The 14,609-nt window shown below is 30.6% G+C and carries 14 protein-coding genes and 1 other annotated feature; of the genes, 6 read left to right on the forward strand and 8 right to left on the reverse strand.

Annotated elements, in window-relative coordinates:
• The first annotated feature begins 374 nt into the window (after positions 1 to 374).
• From CSPA_RS18565 to CSPA_RS18580, 4 genes are all read left to right on the forward strand, one after another.
• Positions 375 to 662, forward strand: coding sequence for a hypothetical protein (locus CSPA_RS18565; RefSeq protein ID WP_015393896.1), 288 nt, complete (start codon positions 375 to 377; stop codon positions 660 to 662).
• Positions 663 to 713: 51 nt separating this feature from the next.
• Complete coding sequence (locus tag CSPA_RS18570) at positions 714 to 2,300, forward strand: ammonium transporter (protein ID WP_015393897.1); 1,587 nt, start codon at positions 714 to 716, stop codon at positions 2,298 to 2,300.
• A 23-nt stretch (positions 2,301 to 2,323) separates the two neighbouring features.
• Complete coding sequence (locus tag CSPA_RS18575; protein WP_015393898.1) at positions 2,324 to 2,662, forward strand: P-II family nitrogen regulator; 339 nt, start codon at positions 2,324 to 2,326, stop codon at positions 2,660 to 2,662.
• Between the two features lie 71 nt (positions 2,663 to 2,733).
• Entirely contained in the window at positions 2,734 to 3,030 is a 297-nt protein-coding gene (locus CSPA_RS18580) for an HNH endonuclease (protein ID WP_015393899.1), read from the forward strand.
• Between the two features lie 332 nt (positions 3,031 to 3,362).
• Here the strand turns inward: CSPA_RS18580 and CSPA_RS18585 are convergent, their stop codons facing one another.
• Both CSPA_RS18585 and CSPA_RS18590 read right to left on the reverse strand, forming a co-directional pair.
• Positions 3,363 to 4,013: a class II aldolase/adducin family protein gene (locus CSPA_RS18585; RefSeq protein ID WP_017810471.1), complete on the reverse strand. Its 651-nt coding sequence runs from the start codon at positions 4,011 to 4,013 to the stop codon at positions 3,363 to 3,365.
• Positions 4,014 to 4,245: 232 nt separating this feature from the next.
• Positions 4,246 to 5,793 carry an acyl CoA:acetate/3-ketoacid CoA transferase gene (locus CSPA_RS18590; RefSeq protein WP_015393901.1) on the reverse strand — a complete coding sequence of 516 codons (1,548 nt, stop codon included), beginning with the start codon at positions 5,791 to 5,793 and terminating at the stop codon, positions 4,246 to 4,248.
• 392 nt (positions 5,794 to 6,185) lie between these two features.
• Between CSPA_RS18590 and CSPA_RS18595 the strand changes: the two genes are divergently transcribed.
• Both CSPA_RS18595 and CSPA_RS18600 read left to right on the forward strand, forming a co-directional pair.
• Complete coding sequence (locus CSPA_RS18595; RefSeq protein WP_015393902.1) at positions 6,186 to 7,100, forward strand: YIEGIA family protein; 915 nt, start codon at positions 6,186 to 6,188, stop codon at positions 7,098 to 7,100.
• A 4-nt stretch (positions 7,101 to 7,104) separates the two neighbouring features.
• Positions 7,105 to 7,311 carry a capping complex subunit for YIEGIA gene (locus tag CSPA_RS18600; RefSeq protein WP_015393903.1) on the forward strand — a complete coding sequence of 69 codons (207 nt, stop codon included), beginning with the start codon at positions 7,105 to 7,107 and terminating at the stop codon, positions 7,309 to 7,311.
• 90 nt (positions 7,312 to 7,401) lie between these two features.
• On the opposite strand, the gene CSPA_RS18605 is transcribed toward CSPA_RS18600, so the two are convergent.
• From CSPA_RS18605 to CSPA_RS18630, 6 genes are all read right to left on the reverse strand, one after another.
• Complete coding sequence (locus CSPA_RS18605; protein WP_015393904.1) at positions 7,402 to 8,622, reverse strand: peptidase U32 family protein; 1,221 nt, start codon at positions 8,620 to 8,622, stop codon at positions 7,402 to 7,404.
• Between the two features lie 525 nt (positions 8,623 to 9,147).
• A complete protein-coding gene (gene brnQ, locus CSPA_RS18610; protein ID WP_015393905.1) occupies positions 9,148 to 10,497 on the reverse strand; it encodes a branched-chain amino acid transport system II carrier protein in 1,350 nt (449 codons plus the stop codon).
• A gap of 341 nt (positions 10,498 to 10,838) precedes the next feature.
• The gene (proS, locus tag CSPA_RS18615; protein WP_015393906.1) at positions 10,839 to 12,281 is read right to left on the reverse strand and encodes a proline--tRNA ligase; all 1,443 of its coding nucleotides are present in this window, start codon (positions 12,279 to 12,281) and stop codon (positions 10,839 to 10,841) included.
• Positions 12,282 to 12,346: 65 nt separating this feature from the next.
• Positions 12,347 to 12,568 (reverse strand) — a binding site (T-box leader).
• A gap of 89 nt (positions 12,569 to 12,657) precedes the next feature.
• Positions 12,658 to 12,918: a hypothetical protein gene (locus CSPA_RS18620; protein WP_015393907.1), complete on the reverse strand. Its 261-nt coding sequence runs from the start codon at positions 12,916 to 12,918 to the stop codon at positions 12,658 to 12,660.
• Between the two features lie 87 nt (positions 12,919 to 13,005).
• Complete coding sequence (locus CSPA_RS18625; protein WP_015393908.1) at positions 13,006 to 13,881, reverse strand: PHP domain-containing protein; 876 nt, start codon at positions 13,879 to 13,881, stop codon at positions 13,006 to 13,008.
• 11 nt (positions 13,882 to 13,892) lie between these two features.
• Positions 13,893 to 14,594 carry an MBL fold metallo-hydrolase gene (locus CSPA_RS18630; protein ID WP_015393909.1) on the reverse strand — a complete coding sequence of 234 codons (702 nt, stop codon included), beginning with the start codon at positions 14,592 to 14,594 and terminating at the stop codon, positions 13,893 to 13,895.
• Between the last annotated feature and the right edge of the window lie 15 nt (positions 14,595 to 14,609).

Genomic DNA, 14,609 nt, shown 5'->3' on the forward strand with positions numbered 1-14,609 from the left:
CGTCAGAAACAAATTATATATAGGTAATTAATAATCCTATTTTATATAGTATCACAGTTCCAACATTTGTCAAATACTATACGCTTTACCTTTAATCAAATATGAATACAGTCTCATTCCCTTTATATGTAATTAATTGAATATTTTCTTGACTTTATACATTAACTTACATATAATGAAAATAAATATAATACCCACGGCAAAGTCGCCTAATATTTATTAATATTAGGTGACTTTTCGTTTTTATGGAATTCCCCCCCAATGACAATGGAGTCAAAGTTTAATTACTTTGACTCTGTTTTTTAGCTCAGATTTCATTTAAATTTTAAATGAAGCTTTACTTAGAAATCCATTCTAGAAAGGAGGTTTTAAAAATGAAAAAGAATAGTTTGATTTCTTCACCAGAAAAATCGAAAGTTATAACCATTAATATTCTTTTTATTACTACTCTAATGATTATTTTTTTAGGAATATTTTTTAGCATTTTTAGTCTGATTAATAATATTCATTTTAAAGTTCTAAGTTCTTCAATATCAGGTGCGATTTTTGGAATTTTAGTTTTATATTTGGGAATAAGATACTATTTATCAGTTACTAAATTAAGAGAAGAATTATATGAATCTTCAGCTAAATTTTCATGGAGAAATTTTAAACGAAAATAAATTTTTTAATTTAGGTAAATATAAAAATTGTTTTAATTTGGAGGTTAGGTTATGAAAAAATCAATAAAATTAGGTGCTATTATATTGTTTCTTGGCGTATTAGCCTTTGTGTTAGCTCTTGCCCTTTCAGTATCTGGAGGTTCTGACCCAACTGGTGCTTCTTACGTTGCTGCAACAGGAAGTGAAACCTTGGCTGATGTAGCAACTACAGCTAATAAAGGTTATTATGGAGCAAATTTCACTTGGGTTATGATTACAGGCTTTATGGTTTTCTTCTTTCAGTGCGGATTTGCTATGGTTGAAACAGGCTTTTGCCGTGGTAAAAATGCTGCCCATACTATGACAATGAACTTTATGGTATTTTTAGTTGGTGCGATTGGATATTTTCTAACAGGCTTTGCTATTCAATTTGGAGGTTCTGGCGGTGCAGCAGGTCTTGGCTCTGGTGGTGCTGCATTAGGCTCAATGCTTTCAATACCTGGCCTTGGCGGTATCATGGGGTATAATGGTTTCATGTTATCTGGTACTGGTGTTTATGATCCAGGAATATATGCATTATTTTTCTTCCAAATGGTTTTCATGGATACCACAGTGACAATTCCTACAGGTGCTGTAGCCGAAAGAGTTAAATATTCTGCAATTGTTATTTTATCTTTCTTTATCTCTATGTTCTTATATCCTTTCTTTGGAAACTGGGTATGGGGTGGCGGTTGGCTATCAACCCTTGGTAAAAATTTTGGTCTTGGTCATGGTGTCGTTGATTTTGCCGGATCTGCTGTAGTTCACTCTATGGGGGGTATGCTTGCTTTAGCTGGTGCAATTGTCATAGGTCCTCGTATTGGTAAATTCAAAAAAGATGGAACTGCACGACCTTTTCCTGGGCATGACATTCCAATGGCAATTATAGGCACAATTGTTTTATTCTTCTGCTGGTTCTCATTTAACGCTGGTTCGACCCTAAATGCATCTGATTTTAGACTTGCTGTTGTTGCAACAAACACAATGATAGCTGGTGCAATAGGTGGACTTATTGCGATGTTTTATATGTGGATTAAGTATGGAAAACCAGATCCTTCAATGACAGCAAATGGCGCTCTTGCTGGACTTGTTGCAATCACAGCTCCTTGTGCTTTTGTAAATGCACCTTCTGCTTTCTTTATTGGCGCAATTGCTGGATTGCTTGTATGTGTTTCTGTTGCCTTTGTAGAAAATAAATTAAAGCTTGATGATCCAGTTGGTGCAATTTCTGTTCACTGCACAAATGGACTTTGGGGTGTTATTTCTTTAGGTCTCTTTGCTGATGGGTCTTATGGTGATGGATTAAATGGAGTTACCGGAGGCGTTACTGGTTTATTCTTTGGTGATCCTTCTCAGCTTATAGCTCAATTAATTGCTGTTGTTGTTTTATTTGTTTGGGGCTTTGGAGTTTCTTATGTTTTCTTAAAAATTCTAGATAAAGTGTGGGGCATAAGAGTTTCACCTGAGGTTGAATTAAATGGTTTAGATATTCCTGAAATGGGTGTTTCAGCATATCCAGATTTAGAATTATTAAAATCGCCTGAGCTTGATTACGAATCTCCTGAAAATATTGAAATTAAACAATTAGCAAAATTTAAGGAAACTACTCAGCCAATATAGCTAATTAAGAAGGATGTGATAATATGAAAAAATTAGAGATTGTAATTAAAAGCGAAAAATTAGAAGAATTGAAAAAAATACTAACTGAATGCAATGCTACTGGAGTTATGATTTCAAATATTATGGGATACGGTAATCAAAAAGGTTACAAGAAAATTTATAGAGGAACAGAATATAGTGTTAACCTACTTCCAAAAGTTAAAGTTGAAACAGTTGTAGCTCCTGAAATAGCTGAATTGATAATAGATAAAGTTTTAAAGGAAATCAGCACTGGTAATTATGGAGATGGAAAGATTTTTATTTACGATGCCGAAGATGTTGTAAGGATACGAACTGGTGAACGTGGAAAAGATGCATTATAAAACCAATTGATTTTATCAATTAATTTGGTATAATTTAAGTATAATGAGTTACTGCATAAGAGGAGGAATTTATGGCACAAAACCATATTTGTGAATTATGTAATAGAAATGTTCCTATTATTACTAAACATCACTTAATTCCCTTAGCAAAAGGTGGAAGAAAATTTGAAACACTTTCTTTATGTACAGCTTGTCATCAACAAATTCATGCACTTTTTACAAATCGTGAATTAGCAACCCATTATTATTCTCTTGAGTCTTTAAAAAAAGATTACAAGATAATTAAATACCTTAGGTTTATAGAAAACATCCCAGGGGATTACGAATTAACAATAAAAAAATCAAGGCGCGTTAGAAAAAGTAGTTAAAAATATTTAAAATATATTAAAACAAAAGTGTCTGCGACAGCTTAATTAATATTGAATGATTAATGAAGATATTCCGTCGGAATATCTTCATTTTAATATGCTTCAGATTGAAAATAGTTTCCCCACTCTTTATAAATAAGATCCGTTGTTGCAGCATAGCTGCTCTTTTTATAGGTAAAATGATCCCAATTGTGGCATAGCCACTCTTTTTATTGGTAAAATGATCCCAATTGTGGCATAGCCACTCTTTTTATTGGTAAAATGATCCCAATTGTGGCATAGCCACTCTTTTTATTGGTAAAATGATCCCAATTGTGGCATAGCCACTCTTTTTATTGGTGTATATTTTTTTGTTTATCTTGATATAGCTTTAGTTTTTCTCCATTAAATCTCTTTGGCTCTTTAAATTGATTTAAGATTAATGCTCTATAATAAACTTCTGCTGTCTTTTCCACGAATCTTCCCTTTGATACTATATTTTCTATATCCTTACTTATTACAATTGTTCCATTACCCTCTAACAAACATGCGTCAGTTGTTTTCAATTTTTCAATTAAATCCTTTGCTAGTTCAACATTGCTTGTACTATCGTTACTCACAGAATAAATGTAGCCACCATAATTTGCAGAATCATACGTAATTGGTGGAATAACTTTGTTAATAACTGAAAAAGCAGTTGCAAAAATTGGATTAATATGCATAATAGCTCTTATTTCTTTCTTTGCTTTATATAGTTCTAGGTGTAAAAATGAATCACTATCAGGTTCTATTCCATCTAATGCATTAATTATATTTCCGTCTATATCCAAAATACAAATATGATCTATTGCTAAATCATCTATTTTCATTTTTGAAGGGGTGATTATAATATATCCTGAATTCTCATCCCTAATACTAAAGCTTCCTGCACCTTCCAAACATAAATTATATTCTTCTGCTTTTTTAACAATTTTCACAAGCTTGATTTTTAAATTTTCTAACATCCTCATTTTCCTCTCCGAAATATTATAAATTAACTTTATCATTACGGTAACAAAAGTGCCTGCGACACATTTATTTAATGATGAATATTGAATAATAAATGATTAATGAGAATATTCCTTCGGAATATCTTCATCTTAATATGTTTCAAGTAGCAGAAATGTTCCCCACTCTTTTTATAGTAAAAATGATCCGTATTGTGGCATAGCCACTCTTTTTATAGGTGTATATCTTCTATTCCTTTATTCCCATTAATTCATCATAAAATATTCTCTTGTCCATAAGCTTAAGATTCTCATCTATTATTGGATTAAAGTCCATTAAATCTAATACATCTTTCTTAATATCAATTCCTGGTGCTATTTCTATTAGATGCAATCCATCTTCTTTTAATTCAAATACAGCTCTTTCAGTTATATACATAACTGGCTGATTAGTCCTCAATGAATATTGCCCACTAAAAGTAATTTGCTCAACAGAATTTACAAATTTTTTTTCTTTACCCTCTTTTATAATTTCCAGTATTCCATTTACAACATTAACAACTAAGCCCTTAGCAGTTAATGTTCCACAAAAGACTACCTTCCTGGCATTTTGAGTTATATTAATAAATCCACCACAACCAGCAACCCTTGTTCCAAACTTGCTGACATTTATATTCCCGTGTTTATCCACTTGAGCAAGTCCTAAAAATGCTATGTCTAAACCTCCTCCATCGTAAAAATCAAATTGAGTTGGCTGGTCAAAAATACATTCAGGATTTACCGCTGCTCCAAATTTTTTCCCTCCTTGAGGTATTCCACCTATTGGACCTGGCTCAACAGTTAATATAAAATTCTCTCCTATCCCCTCTTCGTTTGCAACACTAGAAATTGCTTCAGGTACTCCAATACCAATATTTACAATACTATTTTTAACAAGTTCCATTGCTGCTCTTCTTCCAATAATCTTTCTTTCATCCAATTTTAATGACTTCAACTTATCGGCCACGATCTTAACCTCACCTGATAAGGCTGGATCATATGCATTTCCTAATACTTGGGCTTGCTCCTCCTCACAATTTGCTTCCACTACATAGTCCACATAAATTCTAGGTATTTTAACATTTCTAGGGTCTAATGTTCCTTCCTTAACAACCTTTTCAACTTGTACTATTACGGTTCCTCCACAATTTTTAACAGCTTGTGCTATACATGTTGCCTCTGAAAAAGTTGCTTCATGATTCATAGAGATATTTCCCTTTTCATCAGCATATGTTCCTCTTATAAATGCCACATTAATGTTTGGTACTTTAAATAGTAAATTTTCTTCTCCAAGGATATTAATAATTTGAACTATATCTTCTTTTGTAATTGAATTCATTTTCCCACCTTCTACCCTTGGATCAACAAAAGTATTCAATCCAATTTTACTTACAGTTGCAGTCTTTCTACTTGCCATATCTCTAAATAAATTGCACATTACTCCTTGTGGCAAATTATATGCAAATATTTTATTATTTCTAATCATATCTCCAATCTTTGGTGCTAAATTAAAATGCCCTCCTATAACTTTTTCTAATAATCCTTCATGTGCCAAGTGATTTAAACCTTTACTTTCTCCATCGCCTTGTCCAGCAGCAAACATTAACGTTAAATTTCTTGGATGTTTTTCTTCAAAATATCTTTCTTCCAAGCCTTTTAATAAGGTTTCTGAGACACCTAATGCTGCAAAACCAGAGGTTGCTATAACATCATTGTCACACAATAAACGTACTGCTTCTTTAGAACTAATTACTTTCATTTCAACATGCATCTCCTATAATTTAAAATGTTCAAGCTAAGTTATCTTTTCTTAATTTTGTTAAAGCTGTTTCAAAACTTTGTCTATTTTTTATCAAATATATCACTTATGATTCTCAAATCTTATAATAAGTTTATTAGCGAAATATTATTTTATGCCTAATATTTTCCTACAATTTAATCTTCGCGCCTTACAATTCAGTTCAAAGCTCAACTTTCTTACACTCTAAATATTATTTCATTTTATGAAATCCGCTCCAAATTTGTTATCATAATATGATATTTTTTTAACCATTTTGATCAAAGATTATAATTCAAAATAATGTATAATTTTTACCGTTATAACAAAAAACTATTATAGTTAATGTTGTTATTTACTATGGGGAGGATTTTATGGAAAAGGAACTACTTTCACAATACTATCTAATTTTGATTTTAATACCTATACTATGTGGAACTCTTGCAAGATACCTTACGCTTATTGTTGACTACAGACAATATCCAAGTTATCCAAATGGATATCTGATTCACTTAGTTACTGGATTTATTTCTTCTGGAATAGGTGCTATTGCAATTCCTGCATTACTTGAAAAAAACTTTGAGGCTGTTACCTTTCTTCTTCTAGCTACGGAACAATTTCGCGAAGTGAGAAGAATCGAAAAAGAAAGTCTACAGGATATTGATAATGTAGAGCATGTTTTTAGAGGTGAAGCCTATATTGATGGCATCGCAAAAACCTTTGAAGCCCGAAATTATTTTTCATTGCTCGTATCTTTTGGAACCAGTTTGATCATGCATATAATACCTTTAAATAATATTTTCATTACTATATTATTAGGAATTATTTTTGCTGCTATATTACTTTATGTCCTTAAAGCATTTACAAAAGGGAAATCAGTTAGTGATATAGCTGATATAAAACTTGCTAAAATAACTGTAAAAAATTCAGAATTATATGTAGATGATATTTTTGTTACCAATCATTTAGGAATAGACTTAGCTAGAAATCTAGTTCAAAGCAGCGGTATAGCTGCAGTAATTCATCCTAAAGAAAGATATTATAGCAGAATACTGAATCACAATGGTCAAAGGCAGGCAATAATATTTGAAGCATGCAGAATTTTAGGCCTTAAGAGATATCATTATACGAAATGTGATTACGAAACTGGAAGAATCGCAATTGTGCTAGTGCCAATTATTTATGACGAAGGTGCCTTTATTGAAACTATAAAAAAAGTTCCCCTTTTAGAAAGCATAAAGAAGAACTATAAAATAATGAAATCAAATTCTAATCAAATGAAAGGTTGATATTATGGGTGCAGATTTATATAATACAGGTTATGAAATATTAGCATATATTACCTTAGCTAAGGATAGGCCACAAAATGGAAACCCATTAATCTTAGTTGCAAGTGATGTTAATGAGCAAAAGCAATTAACTGAAGAAATTGCAAAAGCACTTAAAGCTGAAGTAGTTCAACTAAGCTGTGGAGACTATATGGTCATCAGTAAGCACTGATCAATGAGCAATTATCAATTACTACTGATCATTAAAAATTGACAATTGAAAAAAAAGCCTCCCAAAAATAATTTTTTAGGAGGCACTAATTTAGTTCTTGCTTTTAACAAGAATATCATTTACTTGTAATTCTTCAGAACATTTTACTGTAAAAATCATTTGTGGACGATTAGCTGTTTCTATTTCTACTCCGTTTTCTTTTCTCATATCTTCTAGTTTTATAATTTTGTTATCACCTTTTATAGCTAAAACTTCAACCAAATCACCATTAAAAACTTTATTTCTCTGCTGAATTGTTGCAATATGAGTTTCTTTATTATAATCCCTAACAACACCAATCATATCATAATTATGTATATATGCTGAAGTTTCATAATTTTGTCTTATTTCTTCATCAAAATAAAAACCTGTTGTATATGGTCTATGGCTAGGTTTTTCTAGTTCTTTCAGCCATTTAGGATCATACTTATAATTTTTAGGATCTTCAAAATATTTATCAATTGCCTGCCTATAAGCTTTTACAACCGAGGCAACATAATATGAACTTTTAATTCTTCCTTCTATTTTAAAAGAGTTTATGCCTGCTTCAATAAGTTCTGGAATATGTTCTATCATGCATAGATCCTTTGAATTCATAAAATACATTCCATTTCCATCTTCATCAATTTTTTCATAATTACCTGGTTCTTTTTCTTCATACAAATGATATTTGAATCTGCAAGGTTGTGTACAAGTTCCCCTATTTGAATCTCTTCCAGTTATATAGTTAGATAATAAGCACTTTCCAGAATAGCCCATACACATGGCTCCATGAACAAAGGCTTCTATATCACAACTTTCTGGTAATTCTTTTCTTAAAGTTATTAAATCATTAAGACTCATTTCTCTTGCAGCAACAATTCTTTTGATTCCAATTTTATGCCAAAATTCTGCTGACTTATAATTTAAATTACTAGCTTGTGTACTTAAATGAATTTCAAGCTTTGGTGCAACTTCATGAACTATACTCATAATTCCAGGATCTGCAATTAATACTGCATCAACTCCAACCTCATATAATTCCGTAATATAATCTTCAATACCATTTAAATCATCATTATGTGGTATTACATTTAAAGTAACATGTACTTTTTTACCTCTTAAATGAGCATATTCAAGTCCCTCTTTTAATTCTTCAATTGTGAAATTATCCGCAGATGCTCTTAAGTTTAATTTGCTTCCTCCAAGATAAACTGCGTCTGCACCGAAATTTATTGCTGTTTTAAGTTTCTCTAAATTTCCTGCTGGTGCTAAAAGTTCTGGCTTAATCATTTACTAACTTCTCCTTTAAATAAAATTCCAATATAGATATCCAATGCGAGAATTAGACTTATGCAACAATTACCGAAATCAAATCCATTTATCTTCCACAAGCCTAGTGAAATTTTCGCTGGAAGGTTCTAAGTGGAAGGTTGCACCCATTTCTGCATGTTCCTAAAGTAAATTTATGACAAGCAGAAAATGAAACAACCTTCCACTAATAACCATCATCAGCTCAATTTCACATGCCTGCTTCCAGAAAAATGTATCTGATTTCTAGTGTAGTGTTACGATTATAATTTCTCAATGATGCATGTATATTACATTTGTAAGTTTAAGTATTAATTTGTATATCTATATATAAGTTCCAATTAAGATTATACATATCAGTTCGAGAAATCCCAAATGGAAAAGTGAATGTCCAAATTTTATATTTGGAAACATGAACTTTCTCCTTGGAGCTTTTATATTTGGAAACATGAACTTTCTCTGTGAGCTTCCCCCTCAATTGATCATTGATAATTGACAATTAAAATCCTAAACTCTTTTAGCATAAATTCCACTAAAAATAACTCCAATAATAAACCCAACAAGTGCCGGTATTATCCATCCAAAGCCATAATCAAAGCCTGGTAAATATAAATGTGCAAAATTTATAATTTGCGAAATTAGCGCATTTTCTTGAAAAGCTTGTGGTAGTGCTTTACAAAAATCAAAGAGTGCTGCTATTATTGTTAATCCAGTTGTCCACTTATAAATCATACCTTGCTTCTTAATAATAGGCGCCAATAAAGATAATAAAATTAATGTTATTACAAGTGGATATAAAAACATAAGTACAGGTATAGATAACTGTATTAAATTACTTAACCCAAAATTAGCAATTACAAAAGAAAATACTGTAAATATAATAGCGTATTTCTTATACGAAATTGATTTTGGAAACATCTCACTAAACATTTCTGAACATGCAGTAATTAATCCAATCGCTGTTTTTACACATGCAACGCCAACGATAGCCGCTAATAGCACCTTCCCAACAATACCAAGATAGTGATTACTTACTAACGATAAAATAATCCCTCCATTTTCTGCACTGCTAACGCTTCCTAAACTAGTTGCTCCCATATATGCTAATGATGCATATATAACTGTCATACCAACTACACTAACAAAACCAGACTTACAAGTTTCGATAGCAATTAAACGCGGCTCTTTAATTCCAAGTTTTTGTATATTAGAAATAATTATTATAGCAAAAGCTACAGAAGCTAAAGCATCCATAGTATTATATCCATCCAACAAACCTGTAAATAAAGGTTGAGTTGCATAATTTCCTTGAGCTGGATATTGACTAGCTTGCCCCATTGGGCTCACAAATGTAGCAATTAATAAAATAGATAATAATACCAAAAAAATAGGTGTTAGATATTTTCCTACCCAATCTAAAATTTGTCCTGGTTTCAATGAAAAATAAATAGTAATAATAAAAAATATTAATGAGAAAATAAATAGTCCTAGCTTTAAATATTCATCAGCTATAAATGGATGAATCCCAACTTCAAATGCAACCGTAGCTGTACGTGGTATTGCAAATAATGGTCCAATAGTTAAGTACAATAAGCAAGTGAAGATTTTTGAATACTTTGAACTAATTGGCTTTGCCATATCAAATAAACTTTCACTTCTTGAAAGAGCTGATGCAATAATACCTAACATTGGTAATCCTACCCCTGTAATTAAAAATCCGATTGTAGCCATAAAAGCATTGCTTCCAGCTTGTTGTCCCATTTGTACTGGAAAGATTAAGTTTCCTGCACCAAAAAATAGTCCAAATAGTAATGAACCAATCAATAGATTTTGGTGAAAACCTAGTTTTTCTTTCATATAATAGTCCTCCTAAAAATGTTTGTAATATTATCAAAACTTTATATAACACTAAATAATACCATTTAAATTTGATTCTTTTGATAATATCCTAATTGTCTTTATTATTATATTATAATTATATAAAATAGTAAAATTAATCCTAAAAACTGCGCAATTGTTATCATAAGTACCCATCAATTAATGAATAAATAATATTAAAAAATGAACGATTGATTTTTCAACCCTTATATCCTAAATTATAAAGTTCAAAGTTTTTTATACTAATCTAAACGTTAAAAAAGGCTGGATTTTTTAATTCCAACCTCTATTTAATAATACTATTTAGTAGTACTTTTCTTTTAGTATGCCTTTCCCCAGTAAACCATTTTTTCAGCCTTCTTACCGCAGCACACACATTGAGTATCTATATTTTCTTGCTCAAAAGGAATACATCTAGAAGTTAAACCAGCTACTTCTTTAATCTTTTCTTCACATTCTAGATCACCACACCACATAGCTTTAGTGAAGCCTGATTTATTATCAGCAATTTCTTTTAGTTCCTCCATTGTTTTTGCAACAAAAGTTCTTTCTTCTCTATTTTTTAATGCTTTTTCATATAAACTATTTTGAATTTCATCTAATAAAACTAATACTCTATCCTTTAAATTGTCTAAACTTACTACTTCTTTTTCTCTAGTATCCCTTCTAACTAAAACTGCTACATTATTTTCAATATCCTTTGGTCCAATTTCAATTCTAACTGGAATTCCTTTCATTTCATATTCATTAAACTTCCAACCTGGCATCTTATCAGAGCTATCTAGCTTTACTCTAACTTCACTTGAAATCATATCTTTTAATTCATTTGCCTTTTCAAGAACGCCTTCTTTATGTTGAGCAATTGGAATAATAACAGCTTGAACTGGTGCAACCTTTGGTGGTAAAACTAATCCACTATCATCTCCATGAACCATTATAATAGCACCTATCAATCTAGTAGTAACCCCCCATGAAGTTTGATGTACATATTGCAATTCTGAATTTTTATTTGAATATTTTATATTAAAGGCTCTTGCAAACCCATCACCAAAATTATGTGATGTCCCACTTTGAAGTGCCTTTCCATCATGCATTAAACTTTCAACTGTATATGTTGCCTTTGCTCCTGCAAATTTTTCTTTTTCTGTCTTTTGTCCTTTTAAAACTGGAATTGCTAAATATTCTTCCAACATAGTTGCATATACATTTAGCATATCTATTGTCTCTTTTTCAGCTTCTTCTGCTGTTGAATGCGCAGTATGGCCTTCTTGCCATAAAAATTCTGAGGTTCTTAAAAATGGTCTAGTTGTTTTTTCCCATCTAACAACAGAGCACCATTGATTATATTTTTTAGGTAAATCATTATGACTTTGAATTATTTTTGCATAATGTTCACAAAATAAAGTTTCAGAAGTTGGTCTTACTATTAATCTTTCAGCAAGGTCTTCTCCGCCAGCTCTAGTTACATAAGCAACTTCTGGTGAAAAACCTTCTACATGGTCCTTTTCTCTTTGTAATAAAGATTCTGGTATAAACATTGGCATATATACATTTTCATGTCCTGTTTCTTTAATCTTAGCATCTAAATACTTTTGAATATTCTCCCATATTGCATATCCATAAGGTCTTATAATCATACAACCTTTAACCGTTGAATAATCAATTAGCTCTGCTTTCTTTACAATGTCTGTATACCATTGTGCAAAATCTTCGTCTATAGCTGTAATTGCTTCTACAAATTTTTTATTATTATTCTTACCCATGATTTTCTTCCTTTCATCATTGAAAAATTTAAAGTTTGAAAACAAAAAACGCCAGAAAAAGCCCATAAAGGGACCATTTCTGGCGTTACCACCCTAGTTATTATAAAATTACACGTAATAATTTTATAATCTCTCTTATCTATAACAGGAATACCTGCTGTAGCCTACTATCATTTCGGTACAGAACTCCAAGGCTGGTTCAGCACACAATTTCTAGGAATTTTCATCACCCATTCCCTTTCTAAAAGAAATTAAATATACTTACTATTCCTCTTCACAGTAATAATATTTTTTTCTAAATATTACTCCATAGTTTCTTTTCTGTCAAGTATTGTATATAATTAAAACTACATTTATTGTATATAATTAAACTTATTTATACGATTTCTTCAATAGCTAATAATCTTGGTTTGCTTCCTTCTGTGACTTTAATGTAAATTCTGGCCATTTGCATTTGTAAGTTCTCTACAATCGTTTTTACTCTGCAAATAAAATAATAGTCTTCCATATCATTGGTAATTACTGCAATAGGATTAAAATTCCATCCTTTTATTCCAGCTAATGCTTTTATTAATATTTTCCTATCTTTCTTTGTAACTTTATTCCTTATTTCTAATTTGTCATTTTCTTTTACCATGATACTACACTCCCTTTCTAATATTTATATTAATAGAAGTTTGTGTCAGTTCTTTGTCAAAATTATTAATCTTTTATTAAAATATAGCTAAGTTCTTTTATCTTGCTTGTTACAATGCTTTACAATATTTTTATAAATATTGTAAGGAATAAATAAATTATTATTTTTTCCTGAACCAATTTTTATATCAAGTCTGTTTACTCCATGATAATCTGTTCCCCCAGAGCAAACTAAATTATATTTATCGACTATATAATCTATAAATTTATAATCATCACAAGTGAAGGATGGATAATATTTTTCAATGCCGTCTAAGCCTAAATCAATTAAGCCCTTAATTTGCTTTTCAATTTCTTCATTATTTAAACCTTCAAATCCTATTGCTTTATTATAATGAGCTAAAAAAGACAAACCTCCAGCTTTCTTTATCATATCAATAGATTCTTCAGCGTCAATGAGTTCACCTTTCCCGTAGGGAATCGGATCCAAATATTTATCCCAAATTTCTTGTGCTGAACTGCAAATTTTATTTTTCATAAAATATCTATAGACATCATATCTATCCAAATATTCACTTAATGAATTTTTCCTTAACTCTTCAAAGGTTATATGAATCCCCTTATTAGCAATCCCATCTAATACATTTTTTAATCCACTTTCTCTAGCTTTTTTCATTTTGTAAAAAGAAGTTAAAAAATATTCATTAGTAATATCAATTCCAATTCCTAAGATATGTACAATTCTGCCATCTTTATAAAGGGAACTTATTTCTATTCCAGGCAAAAAATCTATGTTATTAGCCTGTGCATATTTCTTAGTTTCCAATATACCTGCTATATTGTCATGATCAGTTAATGCTATTGCTTTTACCTTTTCTTTTCTTGCATCACATATTAATTCCTTAGGTGTACTAGCTCCATCAGAAATATAAGTATGCGTATGCAAGTCAACTTTATAATTCATGAATTCTCCCTTTAGACTACTTCTGCTACATTAAAGCCTTCAGCTGTAGCTTTTTCTATGAAATTTTCACCATCTATATGAATACAATAAACTTGTTTTCTATATTTGTAAGGGATTTTGTCGCACAAAACCCTAAGCGATGTATGTACATTATCTTTATTATCATTTAGACAAGTATCATGATATATTAAATTTCCAGTTTCTAAAAATGGAATAATATCAATATTAGTTTCATAAGTGTCTCCACTATAAAAAATATCATTTCCATAATCAAAGTTTAATAAATATGAATATGTATTAATAGTTTTAGAATGCTTAGTTAATCTTGAATTAAAAGTTATACCTAATGAATCAATTCTTTGATTCTCAGTACCATGCACTAAAAAACTTTGCCCCTCTACTGCTCCAGTAAGTTTTAAAAATTCGCCTATTTTTTGTTTTTCATGAAAATAAACATTTGCAGTAATATTTGATTTCCAATAACAATACCCCACAAAACTTCCTAAAGATCCAACATGGTCTGAATGCATATGTGTGATTAATATATAAACATTTTTAATTCTATTAATTAAATCTCTTTTTATAATTTTTTCAAATACAGCTTCACCACAATCAATTAATAACAAAGTATCATCATTTTTTATATAAGCGCAGGTATTTCCCTCATTAACATTGTAACCTGAACCTCTTCCTAAAAAATTAAGTTCATTCATATTGAATCTCCTTAC

The sequence above is a fragment of the Clostridium saccharoperbutylacetonicum N1-4(HMT) genome, assembly GCF_000340885.1.
GTDB classification, from domain to species: Bacteria; Bacillota; Clostridia; order Clostridiales; family Clostridiaceae; genus Clostridium; species Clostridium saccharoperbutylacetonicum.